The sequence below is a fragment of the Candidatus Pseudothioglobus sp. Uisw_016 genome (assembly GCF_048087635.1).
GTDB lineage: Bacteria > Pseudomonadota > Gammaproteobacteria > PS1 > Pseudothioglobaceae > Pseudothioglobus.
Genome location: NZ_CP159806.1, coordinates 1,292,325 through 1,308,671, shown reverse-complemented (window position 1 = coordinate 1,308,671; position 16,347 = coordinate 1,292,325). Strand labels below are relative to the sequence as shown.

Sequence of the window (16,347 nt, the reverse complement as noted above, 5' to 3'; positions counted from 1 at the left end):
TTAATCTAATTTAGTGTATTTAGCTCAACTGGATTTTTAATAAAGTATTCGTCTAATAGTTCTCTTGCCAAAGGCGCTGCTTTTGAGCTACCACTTCCGGCGTTTTCAACAATAATAGCAATTGCGACTTGTGGGTCTTCAATTGGAGCAAATCCAGTAAAGAGAGCATGATCCCTTAATTTCTCTTCAATATTTTCAGCAATATACTCTTCTTCTGGGTCAAGACCAAAAACCTGCGCGGTTCCGGTTTTACCCGCTAGGCTATATTTAAGCTTATTGTTAAGTCTTTTAGCTGTCCCAAATTTGCCATATACCGTTTGCTTCATTGCCTCAATAATTAGCTCCCAATTATTGATATCCTTTATAGGTATTTGACTTGATTTTAGGGTTTGTTCTTCAAATAAATCGCCATTTTTTGATTGAGAATGCATCATTACTTGGGGCATTAATAACTGACCTTTGTTTGCTATAGCTGCTGTTGCTAAAGCGAGTTGAAGAGGGCTTGTAGTCATAAAACCTTGGCCAATTCCTGTTATAAGAGTTTCTCCTCTATACCAAGGCTCGTTCTTATTAATCTTTTTCCATTCTCTGGAGGGAAGGATGCCGCCAAGTTCTCCTGGTAAGTCAATTCCTGTTTTTTTGCCAAATTGAAAATATGAAAGGCTATCATGAATTTGATCAATGCCCATATTGAAAGCTAAATCATAGAAAAATACATCACATGATTGAGCAATAGCCTCAATCACATCTACTTTCCCATGACCAGTTCGTTTCCAGTCATTAAACTTTCTAGAGTAATTATTTAACTTGTAGTATCCAGGACAAAAGGTACTATCTTTAATAGTTATATTATTAAGCTCTAAACCAGCAAGAGCAACCATTGGCTTGATAGTCGAACCAGGAGGGTAGAGGCCCTTAATACTTCTATCAAAAAGTGGAAAGTTTTGGTTACTAGTGAGCTCATTATATCTTTCGGCTGAAATTCCATTAACAAACCAATTGGGATTAAATGAAGGAGTGCTTACTAGGCTGAGTACTGACCCATCTTTAACATTTATAAGTGCTATAACTCCTCTACTATCTCCAAGAAGCGATTCAGCCTTAAGTTGAAGTTCTATATCAATATTTAAGTAGATATCTTGTCCGGCTACAGAGGGGGTAATAATTTTAGTATCTACTATCCTGCCAGCAACATTTCTCTCGATTTGTTTTATACCAGATTGTCCATGAAGTAGATTTTCATATTGTTTTTCAATCCCTGTTTTACCAACAAAATTTGTACCATTATAATTTTTTTTATCATAATTACTTTTATCTTTTTTACTTATTGAAGAGACGTATCCAATGAGATGAGCGCTCGATTCTCCATAAGGATAAACGCGATGAAAATATGGCTCAATCTCAACTCCAGATTGCTGATTGTTGACAAGGAATGAAGCGACTGATGACTCAGAGAGATTGAATTTTATGGGTATGTTATGAAATTTTTTAAAGCGACTTAAATTTTTATTAAACTGTTTAATATCTTCATAAGTTATCAAGTCACTTATTTCTAATCCTATCAATGTTTCGTTTAAATTTGTTACTTTTTCTGGAGTGATCGTCAATATATATGAAAATTCATTGGTGGCTAATATTTTCCCATTTCGATCTAGAATATCACCCCTGATTGGTGTTATAGGAAGGTTTTGCATTTGATTGCCAAGTGCCTCCTCAACATAATATTCATGGTTAGTTACTTGAAGATTAAAGAGTCTTACTATTAAGATCAGAGTAATCGAAAGCATTATGATTGCAGAAAAAATTACTCTTGATTTGAATACTATTTTTTCGCGCTTAATGTTTCCAATTTTTTCCATATCTTTAACTTAATTATTGACTAAGTTTTGCTAATAAGGAGCGAATTAAGGGCCATAAAATTGCACTAATAAATGGAGAAAGTAATATCAGCCACTCAAAATTTAGGCCTTGAGTTAATTGATGGACCAATAAAAATATAATCAAATAAATTAGAGATCCTAAAAAAATATAAACCTGCTGAGTCGTTAAATTTGAAACAAAAAAAGATTTCTTTACATTTAAAATAAAAGCAGAGCTTAGCAATAGAGCTAGAGCATTTTGACCTAGGACCCCTCCCTGAAAGATATCAAGTAATATTCCAAGAGTAAATGCAATAGTATAGATATTCTTACCATTTGCATAAATAACCCAGTAGCCAAAAAAAGGTAACAACCAAAAAGGAGATGCAAGCTCTAGAGATGACGGAAGCGAAATTGCACCAATTATAAATGCAATAATAGATATTTTAACTAAAAGAAAGAAGTGATTTGAATTAGTCATTTTTTCCTTTAATAATAAGAACCATTTCTAATTTGTTCATATTTTGAGCTGGTTGAAGTTTAATTGATAAGAATGAGGCATCTAGTGAATCATCAATTGAGCCTACTCTTCCAACAAGATAGCCAGATGGGTATGAATTACCAATTCCACTAGTAAGGAATAAATCTCCAACTTTAACATCTGAGTCTAATGGCACATACTCAACTATCATGCCTTTTTCATTTGATGCAATTCCTTTGGTGATACCTCGAATTCCATTTCTTGAGTTTTTAACGGGCATAAATTGGGTTGGATCAGTGAGAAGACGAACCGTTGAGAACAAAGGAGTAACTTGTGTAACTTGACCCACTACCCCATCTGAGCCAATGATAAGTTGAGATAGAGCCACTTCATTATTTAAACCCTTATCAATAACTATTTTGTTGGATAGTCTAGATTGAGAGATTGACTTAACACGTGCAAGCAAAACATCATTATTTGGTATTTCATAGCTTGAATCTAATAGTCCTGAAATTTTTTGATTTTCTAAAGCTAAATTGTTGTAGGTCTGAAGCCTTGCTTTAAGTTCAATTAATTGACCTTTTAGATAATCATTTTCACCAATTAGAGTTTCATTATCAGCGCCCTTGTCGTTGACCCAATTAATAACTTGGCTGGGCAAATCAACAATTATATAAATTGGGCTGAGAAGAGTTAAGGTAAATTTTTTAAAATTATCTAGGTAAGAGAAACGTGTATCTAATACAATTAAGATTATTGAAAGAAGTACTGGTACGAAAATTTTTAAAAGTCGCATTGTTGATTCCTCGACTTATTTTTATTCACTCAGCAGCTAAAAATCCCATATCATGTTGATTAATCATTTCTAGGGCAATTCCTCCGCCTCTTGCAACACAGGTAAGCGGATCATCTGCAATAGTAACAGGCAGATTAGTTTGATTATGAATAAGCCTATCAACGCCTTCTAAAAGCGCACCACCACCAGTAATAACTAGACCATTTTGCGCAATATCTGATGATAATTCAGGAGGCGTTTGCTCAAGCGCAGTTCTTAGGGCGCTGATTATCATTCCAAGAGGCTCACTCAAAGCCTCTAATATCTCAGAATTAGTGACTTCAAAAGCAACAGGCAAACCAGTAGAAACTGCGCGTCCTCTAAACTCATTCTTACGAATAATTTTAGATTCGAAAGCGCTTCCAACCTCTTCTTTGATTTGCTCAGCTGTGGCTTCACCGATAATAATGCCGTGGACCCTTCTTATAAATTTAATAATAGTGTCATCAAAAACATCTCCTCCAACTCTTAGGGAGTCAGAATAAACAATTCCATTTAAAGATAGTATGGCAATCTCAGAGGTTCCACCGCCAATATCAAGGACCATTGCGCCTGAGGCTTTGTCAATGGCCATACCAGCACCAAGGGCAGCAGCCATAGGCTCTTCAATAAGATAAACGTCTCTTGCTCCAGCGCCTACAGCACTTTCTTTAATTGCACGCCTTTCAACTTGAGTAGCGCCGCAAGGGACACAAATTAATACTTTGGGGCTGGGGGAGAAAAATCCTGCTTTTAAAACCTTTTTCATAAAGTATTGAAGCATTTTTTCAGTGACCTTAAAGTCAGCAATTACGCCGTCTTTCATTGGTCTAATGGCTTCAATTGAGCCAGGAGTTCTTCCAAGCATATTTTTTGCTTCTTGACCGACAGCTATGACTGTTGAATCTAAAGCGCCCTTTTCATGCCTTAATGCAACAACTGAAGGTTCATTGAGGACTACTTTTCCGTCCATATAAATAAGTGTATTAGCTGTTCCAAGATCGATCGATAGATTTTGGCCATTGAATAAATTGAACATAAGGGAATCCTAGCAAGAAAATGATTAAAATGAAGGTAGATTATAATATATCCTGCCTGTGTATACTAGACATTAGAAAAAATATGATCATTAAACAAGACCACTTAATTGATAGCATCCACTCTGCTCTTCAGTATATATCTTATTATCACTCGCCAGATTTTATTAGTGCAATGGTTTCAGCTTATGAAAGAGAAACCAATCAAAGTGCAAAAAATGCGATATCTCAGATTTTAATAAACTCTAAAATGTGCGCGCTGGGTAAGAGGCCAATTTGTCAAGACACTGGGATTGTTAACGTTTTTGTTGAAGTTGGAATGGACGTTCAGTGGGAGTCTGAGCTTACCCTTGAAGAGATGATTAATGAAGGGGTAAGGAGAGCCTACAATGAGCCTGATAATCGCTTAAGGGCTTCAATTGTTAGTGATCCATTGTTTAGTCGAAAAAACACTCAAGACAATACTCCTGCTGTTATCCATACCAAATTAGTTAAAGGAAATAAATTAGATATTACGGTTGCTGCTAAGGGAGGTGGCTCTGAAAACAAATCAAAGTTTACAGTTCTAAATCCTGATGATAATCTCACAGATTGGGTTCTGAAAACAATTCCAACAATGGGTGCGGGCTGGTGCCCTCCAGGAATGGTTGGAATAGGAGTGGGCGGAACTGCTGAAAAGGCAATGCTAATGGCAAAATCTGCACTCATGGATCCAATCGATATTAATCAAATTAAAGATAAAAGTAATCCCACTGAAATAGAAGCCCTAAGAATTGATTTATTTAATAAGATCAATGAGCTCGGTATTGGTGCTCAGGGTCTGGGCGGTTTAACGACTGTTCTTGATGTTAAGATTCAGGATTACCCAACGCATGCAGCCTCTCTACCCGTTGCAATGATCCCAAACTGTGCAGCTACGAGGCATGTTCACTTTACGCTAGATGGCTCAGGGGTTGCTGAACTTCCTGAGGTTGATTTAAGTCTCTATCCAGACTTGGAGATGGACGTTTCTAAATATACAAAAGTTGATTTAAATAACCTTAATCAATCACAAATGGAGCATTGGAATATTGGTGATACACTGCTTTTGTCTGGAACAATTATTACTGGAAGGGATGCTGCCCATAAGCGCCTTAAATCCATGATTGATAGCGGCGAGGGACTTCCTAAAGGCGTTAACTTTGACAATAAATTTATTTATTATGTTGGGCCGGTTGACGCTGTGGGTGATGAAGTGATCGGTCCTGCAGGCCCAACAACCGCGAGTAGGATGGATAAATTTACTGACATGATGCTTGAAAACACAGGAATCTTAGGAATGATTGGTAAGGCTGAGCGCGGTGAAGCAACTATTAAAAGTATTAAAAAACATAAGGCAAGTTATTTGATTGCTGTTGGCGGTGCAGCTTACTTGATTTCTAAATCCATTAAGAAGGCAAAAGTGTTAGCCTTTGAAGAAATGGGTATGGAAGCAATCTATGAGCTTGAAGTTAAAGATATGCCGGTAACTGTTGCAGTTGATACTGATGGTGAAAATATCCATAATGTGCTAAACAATATCCCTTTAACTTTTCAGAGTTAGATAAAGTTTTTAGTTGGCCATAGTGCGCCTTTAAATAGAACATTCCTAGCGTATAATTTTTTCTTGAAGTTGGCCGGATGGTCGCCGAGTGCAATTGTGCTGGGAGGAAAGTCCGGGCTCCAAAGAGTAAAGTGCTAGTTAACGGCTAGGCGCAGTGATGCGACGGAAAGTGCAGCAGAAAATAAACCGCCTGTTTCGATAGGTAAGGGTGAAATGGTGAGGTAAGAGCTCACCGCGCACTTAGTGATAAGTGTGGCATGGTAAACCCCACTTGGAGCAAGCTCAAATAGGGAGGCATTGGCGCTGCTCGCGTTGTCTTCGGGTAGAGTGCTAAAGATGCTTGGTGACAAGTACCGTAGATGAATGACTATCAAGGCTTCGGCTGAACAGAACCCGGCTTATAGGCCAACTTCACTTTTTTGTAGTTCTTTTTGGATTATATACATCAAAGTTCTTCTACTATAAAATGCCCTCGGAATATATAAATCTAAATTAACCATGAAAAATAAACTATTACAAATACCCCTACTTATGCTCTTTATTTTTAGTTCATATGCATATGCAGATGAATCTGACGCTATAAAGCAAGGCTTACTTTCAAGTATGTCTTCGGGCATTGCTTCTTCTATTGCTAGTGTTATCGGTGGTCAGGGTGATACTGAAGTTGAGTTTAGTGCTAAAGAAGATAGTAAACCAGAATTTTCAATTATGACGGTAAGGCCAATATCTGTTCATCCAGGCAAAGATGCTTGGTTTGTTCAGCTGCAACTGAGTAATACTCAAATTAGAAGTAAAAGTAGACTGACAACAAACATTGGTCTAGGTTATAGGACACTATCAGATAATAAAAAATCAATGATTGGTGGAAACGTCTTTGTTGACTATGATGCGAAGGGTAACTCAAGATACAGCCTAGGTTTTGAATTTAGGACTGCAGTTTTTGACGTTTTAATTAACCACTACGAAGCAATCTCTGGACAAAAGACGGTGGGTGACTTTAAAGAAAGAGCGCTTGATGGTAATGACATGAGTGTTAGTGGTCAGATCCCCTATCTTCCTTGGGCAAAAATTAATTTAACGCATTATGAGTGGAAGAAGGTTAATAATTCTAAAAACTCAAAGGGTGACAAGCTCAGCTTTGACTTGCTTCTTACTCCCAATGTAATTATGGAGTTAGGCGTTGATGATAACAACATCCAAAAGAAAGATAACTTTGCAAAAATATCCTTTGTTTTCCCTGCTAGAGAAGGCCCTGCAGCTTCAACAGACTTTATATCAGATGAAGCCTTCCCAGAGGGTGATATGAGCTCACAGCTCCTATCAAAGGTAAAACGATCAAACAAAATTACGCTTGAGTCTGAAGGCGTTGGCGTAACTATTTCGAGGCTTGACTAATGAATAAATTATTTTTACTATTGGCTCTATTACTGAGCTCAATTTCTTTACAAGCGAGTGCTGCAGCGTGTGCTGTTACTCAAGATGGTGACTGCGCCCAACCTGATGAATACATAATAACGCTTAAAAAATTAGAGCTTTGTACTGCCTCACCTGCATCATTGGTAAATACAACCGCAGATCTAAGCTCATATGACGTTACTTGTACTGGCGCAGTAACGGTAGGGACTGGAAGTCTTACCTTTGACTTAACTTCAGTGGCAGCTGGACAATCGATTGCTACTTTTGCCTCTACAACGGGCCTGCCTATTGGCACAACATATAACCACATCAAGATGACACTTTCAAGAGAAATGAAGTTGAGAGGCTCAGTAACTATTACTTTTGGGGAAGCCTATAAAGGAATTTGTAGTACAGACTCGGCTGCCACTGCTGGTAGCGGTAATAAATACGAAAGAATGTTAGCTGGCAAGACATCTGGGACTGCAACTCTGCAAACTTTTTATGTTAACACAGACAGTGGAGATGCAACTGATAGGGGTACGCTTAGTCAAAATACTGTGAGCGCACATCCATATAGGATGTGTACTACTCAGAACTGTTCGAGCGCGATTGGATTTTCAGAGGGCGGTGCTGATGGCACTATGAATAAATGGCTGCCACCTAATCCCCAATATGGAATTGCAATTGAAGATGTTACCTCTACAGATACTGACTTAAGCTTGATAGTTCCTCTCTCAGCGCCCTATACAGTCGGACCTACAGCGCCAAAAATTGATGTTGCTTTTGGAGCTGAAGGCTCTTTAAATGGCTTAGCTAGCGGCGGAGCAACGTGTGCTTTGTCGCCATACTATGTGAGAGCTAAATTTACTATTACTGATTAGACTTTGACTTCATTGGGGAAATTATGAATAAATTTCCTTTACTGTTTTTAATAGTATCGAGCGTAATTTCTTTTCAAGTTAAAGCTGCAGGGTGTATTGATGATGACGTGGGATATTGTGCTCGACCTGATGCTTATATATTAACTCTGAAAAAGCTGGAGCTTTGTACCGGCGCTCCAAATACATCTGTGTACGATGTTACTTGTAACGATGCAGTTACAGTAGGAACAGGCTCCTTGGAGTTTGATGTTACATCGGTATTGCCTTCAAAGGCTATTGCAACTTTCGCTTCAACTAAAGGCCTTCCAATAGGAACTACCTTTACTCATATTAAGCCAACACTTTCAAGAGAAATCAAGCTTAAAGGATCAGTCCCTGTTTCTAGTGGGGGGGTCACTTATACTTGTCATACTGATTCTAATGCAGGCCTTAACGGTGCTAGTAAGTATGAAAGAGTGCCTGCTGGAAAAATGACTGGCAGTCCAACTCTAGCTTCATATTATTTTTCTACGAGTAGCGGTGGTCTTAGTCAAAATGCAGCAAATTTATTTAAACTATGTTTAAGTACTGATTGTACTTCTACCTATACTTGGTCAACCTATAACGTTGCTCTGCCTGTTACTGAAGAAGGTTTTTTTGGAATAAGCGTTGAAGATGTAACCAGTTCAGATGAAGAATTTTCAATTATATATGCATTAAGCAAACCATATACGGTCTCTGAAGTAGCGCCAAAAATAAATATGGCATTCGGCACAAGTATGTCTCTCAACGCTATTGATTATAATAATGGAGCAAGTTGTGCGATTACCCCATATCATGTAAAAGTTCAAATTACTATTACAGAATAGGATTTATTATGAAACATAAAATTTCGAAAATTACTCTACTTTTATTGTGTTCTTTTGGTGTTATTGCTGAAGATTCTTCTGATCAAAGCGTTAATGAGCTCTCATTCGGCATTACGGTTTCTGCTAATGGCTCCCTCACCTCTGCAAGCGGTATGCATACTGCTCTTCCATTCAACCTGGGTACAAACGTTAAAAAAGGCACGCTCAACAATAACACTATAACTAATAAAGACTATGCTATAAGTGTTGATTACTATAGAAAAATTAACGACAACATTTACTTTAATGCTGGAATTACTGAAAGCAGCATGAAGACTAAAGATACGGCAGCTACTTTTGAGGGTGGATATGTTGTTACGCCTTTTCCAACATTCACAACAAAGGGCACCACTCTTAATTTAGGTCCAAGCTATAGGTTTGATACTTCGTCAAGCTTTACCCCTTATATAGGTTTAAATGTTTCATATTTTTCTGGAAAAGTAACGAATACTAATTACCCAACTGTTTCTGGAGTTGGCAGCTATGGTGTGGGCGGTCCAGAGACAAAGGCTACCTGTTGGGGACTAAACCCTAATCTAGGTGTGTTTGCTAATTCAGGGTTTTTAAAGGGTTTTGGGGCTTCAGTTAAGTCTCAAAATCTTGATTGTGATGGCGACTCTTTTCGCAGTTTCACTCAAGGCTACAAGACAGAGTTTAAAAATATCCTCTATTCAATAGACTATCGAGTCTTCTTTTAAATCTTTTGTAAAATTTATTTCTTAAGGTTATACTGTGATTTTTTACAGTCACTTTAATTTTTATGACTTACTTTTACTTAGCACTTGCTATTGCAGCTGAGGTTGCTGGAACGACTCTTTTAAAGGCTACAGAAGAGTTTTCTAAACTAGTACCAACCACATTTCTAGTAATTTTTTATCTTATCTCTTTCTGGTTAATGACTCTCGCTCTAAGGGAATTGCCATTAGGTATTGTGTATGCTGTTTGGTCTGGCCTAGGTATTTGTTTAGTTGCACTCGTTGGTGCATTTGTTTACAAAGAGATGCCTGATCTTGCATCAATTATTGGAATGGGTTTAATAATATCAGGCGTTGTAGTGATGCACCTATTCTCAACATCAATTAAACATTAATTTATTATGACTATAGAATCAAAAAAATATCAAATATCTGACTCCTTAAGTGAGAGAAGGGATAGGTCATCAGTAGGACTGATAGTCTTAAATACAGATTTCACCTTTGAGCGTGACTTTGTAAGGATGTACACAGAGCAAAAACCAGACTATGACTTTTATTTTAACCGAATTCATTTTGCAAACCCTATGACCCCTGAGTCTTTAGCTGCAATTGGCGATGATTTGACCGAGGCTGCAGCACTAATACTTCCTAATTATGATCTCGACTTAGTTGTATTTAATTGCACCTCTTCATCATCCATTGTTGGCGATGAGGCAATAGAGTCTGCAATTCATGAAAGCAAGCCAACTGCAAAAGTCCTTTCTACTTCTCAAGCGGTTGTTGCAAATTTTAAGGCGAGAGGCTTTAAAAAGATTAGTGTTCTAACGCCTTATAGCGAAGAAGTTTCCTCTCTTTTGAGGGGCTATTTAGAGCGCAATGGTGTTGAAATGGTGTCGTCAATGCATATGGATATGGATGATGACAGAGATGTTGCTATGCTCCCCGCTGATGAAATCATTGCAGCAGCAAAGGCAGCAATTCATGAGGATGCGGATGCGATTTTTATATCGTGCACAGCAATGAGATCAGCAGAAATAATTCCTGAAATTGAAGCGGCTATTGGTAAACCAGTCTTTACTTCAAACCAGGCTACTTTTGATCAAATTTCTCAAATTATTGGTAGTCTTAATTAGCTAGACTAAAGTATCTCTAAGGCCTGTAAAGTACTGATTAATATCATTAATTCACACAGCAGTGAATTTTTTTGGTAAATTAAATACCATTTAGAGTCATAATAGTTACATGCATAAGCTTGATGAAAGAGACATTCAAATACTGGTTATTCTTCAGAAAGAAGGAAGAATAACTAAAACCGCTCTTGCAGAAAAGCTTAATTTATCACTTACCCCTTCCTGGGATCGACTTCAAAGATTAGAGGAGGCTGGGATTATTGAAAGCTACGGCGCAAGACTGTCCTCTTCATTTTTAGATAATTTTCACCTAGTGATTACTGAGGTCGAACTTGAGAGTCATAAGCAAGGCCAGTTTGCACGATTTGAAGAAGCTATACTGGGCTTTGATGAAGTACTCTCATGCTGGTCTGTGGGCGGAGGTCTAGACTACATATTAAAGGTCCTTGTTAAAGACGTTACTGGTTATCAAGAATTCATTAAGAGAGTCTTAAAGGCAGATATTGGCATGAGGCGTTATTTCAGTTATGCAGTCTTGAATAAAATCAAAGATACTGATGTTATTCCTGAAGGCTTAATCAAAAAGTCAGACTTAGTGAAGAAAAACCTTATTTAACTAATAACTTCCTTGGAACGTTAGAGAGGCATTCACCGCCATTACTTCCAACGCGTATACTCTCAGTCATTTCAAAGCCCCAGTCATCAAACCAGATCGCGGGCATAAAATGAAATGTCATGTTTTCTTGTAAAACTGTTTGATCAGTTCCTCGAAGACTCATTGTGCGCTCGCCCCAGTCAGGTGGGTAACTGCAACCAATAGGGTAGCCGCATCGGTTATTTTTTTCATAGCCATATTTTTTCAGAGTCGCTGTAAAGTTGTCTGAAATCTGAGCGCAGGTATTGCCCGGCTTGAACATCTCGATAGCATTTACAATGCACTCATTAATAACCTTTTCAATATCTAAGTACTGCTGAGGGGGCGTTCCTAAAAATAAAGTTCTTGAGCAGGGGCAGTGATATCTTGCGTACGCTCCTCCAAGCTCTAAAAACATACCTTCATTATTTTTTAGTGGCTCATCATTCCATGTCATATGACAGGCCGCTGCTTCTTCTCCTGCGCCAATAAGAGGAACGAATGACGCATAGTCTCCATAATGGCCTTGGTGTCCTTGAACGCCTGCGTGATATATTTCAGCAACTAAGTCATTTTTCTTCATTCCAGGTTCTGCCACCTGCATAACCCTTTCATAAACTCCTTCAATAACTTTACCTGCACGCTTCATATAAGTAATTTCAGTTTCAGATTTAACGGCTCTTTGCCAGTTTACTAGCCCTGTCTGATCACTAAAAGTTGCTCCAGAAAGTGAGCTATATAATGACTCTGCGGCTCTAGCAGAGAAGTAATAGTTATCTTTTTCTAGGCCAATTCTTTTATTATGCAGACCTTTTTCTTTTAGGATAATGGCAAGGAACTCCATTGGATGTCTCTCGGGGCTCATCACATAATCATCTGGATATGAGAGGATATTATTTAACTCAAGGTCTGTAGTAAGTTCTGCCCCTTTTGCATCAATCCCTCTGCCATACCAAAAAAGACCACCATCTGTTGTAATTACAACGCATTGATGAACATAAAATGACCAGCCATCATAACCCGTTAACCAGAACATATTAGCAGGGTCATAAACAATTAAAACTTCTACGTTTAAAGCATTCATTGACTTGCGAGTCTTTAATTGTCTATCAAGGTACTCCTCTTGAGAAAATCTTCTTCTTTCTTGTTTCATTGTATTCTCCTAAAATTCTTAAGAAATTTCTTTAAATGCCTGCTCTAAATCAGCAATCAAATCCTCTACATCCTCAATTCCGGTTGAGTATCTGACTAAGCCTTCAGGTATTCCAGCAGCCTTTCGCTCTTCTGCGCTGCACTCTACATGACTTGTCGTTAATGGAGGACCAACTACCGTTTCAACGCATCCCAAATTAGCTGCCATATGAGCATATTTAAGTTTTGGTAAAAATTTCTTAATTGAATCTAGACCACCTTTAACTGAAAAACTTAACATTCCGCCGTATCCACCATTCATTTGCTCTTTAGCTATCTCATGCCCAGGATGAGATTCCAATCCAGGGTAATTAACCTGTTCAACCAAAGGATGATTTTGTAAGAACGTTGCAATTAACATAGCGCTTTCATTTTGTCTTTCAACTCGAAGCTTTAATGTTTTCATTCCTCTTAGGAGGCTATAGGCGTCCATTGGGGCTAGAGTAGCACCGTTTATTTCACGGTAATGATAAACTTGCCTCACTAAGTCTTGATTCCCACAAATAACCCCTCCAAGAGCATCTGCATGACCCCCTAGGTACTTAGATGCAGAGTGCAGCGTAATGTCAGCACCAAGCGCAAGCGGTCTTTGATTGATTGGCGTTGCAAATGTGTTATCAACAACGATAAGGGCGCCTACTTTTTTAGCTGCCACGCTTAAGCGTTTGATGTCAGTAATTTTAATGGTTGGATTTGTTGGCGTTTCTAGATATAACACCTTGCAGCCTTTAGCAATTTCACTTTCTATTTGCTCATAATTACCTGTTTCACAAAGGCTAACATCAATATTAAGTGGCGGTAAAAATTCATTAAAAATGACATTTGTGCCCCCATAACTATCCTTGATTGAAACAAGGCGGTCACCAGGCTTTAAAAAGGTGGCTAAGGTATTACTAATTGCCGCCATTCCTGAGGAAAAACTAGTTGCCGCTTCAGCACCTTCAAGTTCTTTTACTTTGTCCTCAAAAGCGCGGACTGTTGGGTTTGTATTTCGAGAGTATATATGGCCTTCAGCTTCACCTAGGGCAACTTTATGCCAAGTATCAATATCTTCGTAGGCAAATGAAACGCTGTGGACGACTGGTACTTGAGTTGAGCGCTCATATAGTTCGTGCTCTTGCTCTCCACCCCAAATACTTTGAGTGGATTGACCGATGTGTTTTTTTTCAAGCATAAGTAACCTCTTATAATTGCGTTGAGTATAAAAAAAAATGATAATAAATCACTTAAATCCTATTTTCAAGGCAGCGCTTAATAAGCCTTTATCTTGATAAAAATTATTATACATCCACTTCGATGCTTTTGACAATCTTGAATTTTCATGTTGATTGAGATTTCAATAAATTTAGAGCGGCAAATAAATATTGCTAAATTAATAGTTTCTGATATATTGCGAGTCTGCAATACACCACATTTAGCTCTTTAAAACTATGAGTATATCTACCTCAAAAGAGTCAATTGACAACAAAACAACAATTGTTAAGTCTAACTTTCTTTGTGTGTTTTCCATACTTCTTTTCGCAACGGGTTTTCCTGCTGCTGAATATTTATTAAAGGACTGGGATGTTGTTAGCGTAATCACGGCTCGAAATGTTTTTTCCTTTATTTTAATTTTTATAATTTGGATATTTATTGAAGGAATACAAAAAGTCAAATCTGCTAAATGGTTAAAGGGTTTTGTAATAGGCATATCAGGATTTGGAATTGGGGCTTTTTTAATCCTTATGCTTCAATCATTAACAACACCAGTAATTGCAGCATTAGCAGTAGCCACAATGCCAGTTTTTGCTGTGAGTTTGGAGATGCTACTTGATGGACGCAAAATGACAGTATGGTTTTTCATTGGTGTTGTGCTAGTATTACTTGGTGGCTATATTGCTTCAGGCGCCTCATTGAGAGAGGATAATATTGGCATAGCTGCTCTCATAGGAGTTATTGGAGTTGCATTATTTGCTTGGGGCTCCAGAGCAACAGTCAAAAGCCTTCCTGGCATGACTAACCTAGGTCAAACAGCAGTCACATCTTTTGGGATGGCCGGGCTATCAATATTCTTATATTTTTTCTGTAGTGTATTTCTTGATTTAACTAACACTTCGTCAATTATTACTATTGAGCATTTAGGTTTAGTACTTATCTACGCTTGGCTTGGGTTAGGAATTTCTCAAATTTTCTGGATAAAGGCTGTTAGCCAACTCGGAATTGGTTTGGCGTCATTTCATTTAAATGCCGTTCCATTCTACGTCATGTTTATGCTGTTTCTTCTTGGTGATAGTTGGGTATGGCACCAAGCATTTGGAGCTTTAATCGTTATTTCTGGGGTTATATTAGCTCAACAAAAGTCTTCAAAGAAAAAGGCAGAATTTTTTGAGTTACCTTAGTTCTGCAAGGATTGCCCTGTCGAGCTTATTGAGATCTTTAAATGTTTTGATATTTGTAAAAGACTCTTCTAATAACTTAATAATTCTATCCTTTTGGTCATATCCATGCTCGAGCAGTAAATATCCACCAATGTTAAGAAATTCTGTTGATTTGGTGATGATTTCTCTGATGTCATTAAGCCCATCATCGCCTGAGACTAAGGCCTCAATAGGTTCATATTTTAAATCTTCTAAGTGTGGGTCATGCTCATTAATATAAGGCGGGTTACTGACAATTAAATCAAATTTTGAAAGAGGTAATGGGTCAAACCAGCTGCCACAATAAAAATCAATATCTTTAGTTGAATTGAGTTTGGCAATATTCAGTGCATCCATCGACTGATCAGTGGCTGAAATCTTCCATTTTGGACGCTTTTCAGAAAGAGTTATGGCTATTATGCCGCTTCCAGTTCCTAGGTCTAGTATGCTTATTTTTTTATTTGTATCAAACGTATCAAGTGCAATGTCGATTAATAGTTCTGTTTCGGGTCTTGGAATTAAAGTTGCAGGTGAGACTATAAAATCACGATCATAAAATCCTTGAGTGCCTTTGAGATAGGCAAAAGGCTTGCCATTACTTCTTTGCTTAATTAAACTATCGAGTGTTTTAAGTTCTGAATTATTTAGCTCATAATCAGGATTTGAAAACAACTGCTCTTTAGTTTGATCAAGTGCTAAACATAAGAGTTTTAATATATCTTTGACATCCATCTTAAGATAGTCTTTAATCGATTTTCTTATAGACATGGAGTAAATTTAGGTTGCTTGAGATTGTAAAAAGCTTCTAATTTCTATGTAATATTTCATTTTTAATATTATATCAACAAGCGAGTTTTGGTAATTGGTTTATGTTCTATGGGATGATAATGTTATTTGTGAAAAGTAGCTGTATGTTAAATTTAGTTTTATACCAACCCGAGATACCCAGTAACACAGGAAGTCTAATACGTTTGTCAGCAAATATGGGTGCAAATCTTCACCTTATAAAGCCTTATGGATTTGAGATTAATGATAAGCGCTTAAGACGAGCTGGGCTTGACTATAAAGAGTTAGCTCAGGTTTATGAATATGAAAATTTTGATGACTACTTAGACAAAGCTAACCCAGCTAAACTCTATTTTGTAAGTACAAAAGTGAGTAGAAGCTATGCTGACGTTAAATACCATAGTGATGATTCATTTCTATTTGGCTCTGAAACTAAAGGCCTTCCAAAAGAGATAATGGATGAATATGATGGTATAACTCTACCTATGCAAAAAGGCTCGAGAAGCCTAAACCTTTCAAACTGTGTTTCAATCGTAGCTTATGAGGCTTGGAGACAGATTGGATTTTCTAACTAAG

Annotated in this window: 17 protein-coding genes and 1 other RNA gene; 11 read left to right on the top strand and 7 right to left on the bottom strand. The window is 37.6% G+C overall.

The genetic code is table 11. The annotated features are described in order from the left end of the window. Window positions 1-5 precede the first annotated feature (5 nt). Genes mrdA through ABXT69_RS06625 form a run of 4 tightly spaced genes read right to left on the bottom strand, consistent with a single transcriptional unit; the run spans window position 6 to window position 4,193 of the window. Entirely contained in the window at window positions 6-1,859 is a 1,854-nt protein-coding gene (gene mrdA, locus ABXT69_RS06640) for a penicillin-binding protein 2 (protein ID WP_416677517.1), read from the bottom strand. A gap of 13 nt (window positions 1,860-1,872) precedes the next feature. Then, complete coding sequence (mreD, locus tag ABXT69_RS06635) at window positions 1,873-2,340, bottom strand: rod shape-determining protein MreD (protein ID WP_416677515.1); 468 nt, start codon at window positions 2,338-2,340, stop codon at window positions 1,873-1,875. Next, window positions 2,333-3,136, bottom strand: a complete 804-nt coding sequence (gene mreC / locus ABXT69_RS06630; protein WP_416677513.1) for a rod shape-determining protein MreC — start codon at window positions 3,134-3,136, stop codon at window positions 2,333-2,335. The genes mreD and mreC overlap by 8 nt, the downstream gene beginning before the upstream one ends. Window positions 3,137-3,161: 25 nt before the next feature. Next, window positions 3,162-4,193: a rod shape-determining protein gene (locus ABXT69_RS06625; RefSeq protein ID WP_416677511.1), complete on the bottom strand. Its 1,032-nt coding sequence runs from the start codon at window positions 4,191-4,193 to the stop codon at window positions 3,162-3,164. An 83-nt stretch (window positions 4,194-4,276) separates the two neighbouring features. On the opposite strand from ABXT69_RS06625, the gene ABXT69_RS06620 reads away from it, so the two are divergent. The 9 genes from ABXT69_RS06620 to ABXT69_RS06580 all read left to right on the top strand — a co-directional run bounded on the left by ABXT69_RS06620 (window position 4,277) and on the right by ABXT69_RS06580 (window position 11,380). After that, a complete protein-coding gene (locus tag ABXT69_RS06620) occupies window positions 4,277-5,773 on the top strand; it encodes a fumarate hydratase (RefSeq protein WP_416677510.1) in 1,497 nt (498 codons plus the stop codon). Window positions 5,774-5,838: 65 nt separating this feature from the next. After that, an RNA gene (gene rnpB, locus ABXT69_RS06615) (RNase P RNA component class A) lies at window positions 5,839-6,190 on the top strand. A gap of 81 nt (window positions 6,191-6,271) precedes the next feature. Further along, window positions 6,272-7,168, top strand: coding sequence for an inverse autotransporter beta domain-containing protein (locus tag ABXT69_RS06610; RefSeq protein WP_416677509.1), 897 nt, complete (start codon window positions 6,272-6,274; stop codon window positions 7,166-7,168). Further along, window positions 7,168-8,052 (top strand): hypothetical protein, encoded by an 885-nt coding sequence (locus ABXT69_RS06605; protein ID WP_416677507.1) that lies wholly within the window; start codon window positions 7,168-7,170, stop codon window positions 8,050-8,052. The genes ABXT69_RS06610 and ABXT69_RS06605 overlap by 1 nt, the downstream gene beginning before the upstream one ends. Window positions 8,053-8,075: 23 nt before the next feature. Beyond that, window positions 8,076-8,900 (top strand): hypothetical protein, encoded by an 825-nt coding sequence (locus tag ABXT69_RS06600; RefSeq protein ID WP_416677505.1) that lies wholly within the window; start codon window positions 8,076-8,078, stop codon window positions 8,898-8,900. Between the two features lie 8 nt (window positions 8,901-8,908). Beyond that, on the top strand, window positions 8,909-9,637 hold the full coding sequence (locus tag ABXT69_RS06595; RefSeq protein ID WP_416677503.1) for an opacity family porin: 729 nt from the start codon (window positions 8,909-8,911) through the stop codon (window positions 9,635-9,637). A 62-nt stretch (window positions 9,638-9,699) separates the two neighbouring features. Further along, the gene (locus ABXT69_RS06590) at window positions 9,700-10,029 is read left to right on the top strand and encodes a DMT family transporter (protein ID WP_416677501.1); all 330 of its coding nucleotides are present in this window, start codon (window positions 9,700-9,702) and stop codon (window positions 10,027-10,029) included. A 6-nt stretch (window positions 10,030-10,035) separates the two neighbouring features. Further along, a complete protein-coding gene (locus ABXT69_RS06585) occupies window positions 10,036-10,767 on the top strand; it encodes an aspartate/glutamate racemase family protein (RefSeq protein ID WP_416677499.1) in 732 nt (243 codons plus the stop codon). 109 nt (window positions 10,768-10,876) lie between these two features. Further along, complete coding sequence (locus ABXT69_RS06580; protein WP_416677497.1) at window positions 10,877-11,380, top strand: Lrp/AsnC family transcriptional regulator; 504 nt, start codon at window positions 10,877-10,879, stop codon at window positions 11,378-11,380. Here the strand turns inward: ABXT69_RS06580 and ABXT69_RS06575 are convergent. Next, the gene (locus tag ABXT69_RS06575) at window positions 11,373-12,551 is read right to left on the bottom strand and encodes a M24 family metallopeptidase (protein ID WP_416677496.1); all 1,179 of its coding nucleotides are present in this window, start codon (window positions 12,549-12,551) and stop codon (window positions 11,373-11,375) included. The genes ABXT69_RS06580 and ABXT69_RS06575 overlap by 8 nt on opposite strands. An 18-nt stretch (window positions 12,552-12,569) precedes the next feature. Then, a complete protein-coding gene (locus ABXT69_RS06570; protein WP_416677495.1) occupies window positions 12,570-13,763 on the bottom strand; it encodes a cystathionine gamma-synthase family protein in 1,194 nt (397 codons plus the stop codon). Between the two features lie 256 nt (window positions 13,764-14,019). Between ABXT69_RS06570 and ABXT69_RS06565 the strand changes: the two genes are divergently transcribed. Continuing rightward, window positions 14,020-14,967 carry a DMT family transporter gene (locus ABXT69_RS06565; RefSeq protein ID WP_416677493.1) on the top strand — a complete coding sequence of 316 codons (948 nt, stop codon included), beginning with the start codon at window positions 14,020-14,022 and terminating at the stop codon, window positions 14,965-14,967. Here ABXT69_RS06565 and prmC read toward each other — a convergent pair. Then, window positions 14,959-15,753, bottom strand: a complete 795-nt coding sequence (gene prmC / locus ABXT69_RS06560) for a peptide chain release factor N(5)-glutamine methyltransferase (RefSeq protein ID WP_416677491.1) — start codon at window positions 15,751-15,753, stop codon at window positions 14,959-14,961. The two genes, ABXT69_RS06565 and prmC, sit on opposite strands and share 9 nt — an antisense overlap. Before the next feature lie 143 nt (window positions 15,754-15,896). Between prmC and ABXT69_RS06555 the strand changes: the two genes are divergently transcribed. Further along, a complete protein-coding gene (locus tag ABXT69_RS06555) occupies window positions 15,897-16,346 on the top strand; it encodes a tRNA (cytidine(34)-2'-O)-methyltransferase (protein ID WP_416677489.1) in 450 nt (149 codons plus the stop codon). Window position 16,347: the final 1 nt, after the last annotated feature.

Coding starts and splice junctions, on each gene's coding strand:
- ABXT69_RS06570 (WP_416677495.1), bottom strand. CDS start 13,763: ATGCTTGAAAAAAAACACATCGGTCAATCCACTCAAAGTATTTGGGGT.
- ABXT69_RS06595 (WP_416677503.1), top strand. CDS start 8,909: ATGAAACATAAAATTTCGAAAATTACTCTACTTTTATTGTGTTCTTTT.
- ABXT69_RS06555 (WP_416677489.1), top strand. CDS start 15,897: ATGTTAAATTTAGTTTTATACCAACCCGAGATACCCAGTAACACAGGA.
- mreC (WP_416677513.1), bottom strand. CDS start 3,136: ATGCGACTTTTAAAAATTTTCGTACCAGTACTTCTTTCAATAATCTTA.
- ABXT69_RS06620 (WP_416677510.1), top strand. CDS start 4,277: ATGATCATTAAACAAGACCACTTAATTGATAGCATCCACTCTGCTCTT.
- ABXT69_RS06625 (WP_416677511.1), bottom strand. CDS start 4,193: ATGTTCAATTTATTCAATGGCCAAAATCTATCGATCGATCTTGGAACA.
- ABXT69_RS06610 (WP_416677509.1), top strand. CDS start 6,272: ATGAAAAATAAACTATTACAAATACCCCTACTTATGCTCTTTATTTTT.
- ABXT69_RS06580 (WP_416677497.1), top strand. CDS start 10,877: ATGCATAAGCTTGATGAAAGAGACATTCAAATACTGGTTATTCTTCAG.
- ABXT69_RS06605 (WP_416677507.1), top strand. CDS start 7,168: ATGAATAAATTATTTTTACTATTGGCTCTATTACTGAGCTCAATTTCT.
- prmC (WP_416677491.1), bottom strand. CDS start 15,753: ATGTCTATAAGAAAATCGATTAAAGACTATCTTAAGATGGATGTCAAA.
- mrdA (WP_416677517.1), bottom strand. CDS start 1,859: ATGGAAAAAATTGGAAACATTAAGCGCGAAAAAATAGTATTCAAATCA.
- ABXT69_RS06575 (WP_416677496.1), bottom strand. CDS start 12,551: ATGAAACAAGAAAGAAGAAGATTTTCTCAAGAGGAGTACCTTGATAGA.
- ABXT69_RS06585 (WP_416677499.1), top strand. CDS start 10,036: ATGACTATAGAATCAAAAAAATATCAAATATCTGACTCCTTAAGTGAG.
- mreD (WP_416677515.1), bottom strand. CDS start 2,340: ATGACTAATTCAAATCACTTCTTTCTTTTAGTTAAAATATCTATTATT.
- ABXT69_RS06600 (WP_416677505.1), top strand. CDS start 8,076: ATGAATAAATTTCCTTTACTGTTTTTAATAGTATCGAGCGTAATTTCT.
- ABXT69_RS06565 (WP_416677493.1), top strand. CDS start 14,020: ATGAGTATATCTACCTCAAAAGAGTCAATTGACAACAAAACAACAATT.
- ABXT69_RS06590 (WP_416677501.1), top strand. CDS start 9,700: ATGACTTACTTTTACTTAGCACTTGCTATTGCAGCTGAGGTTGCTGGA.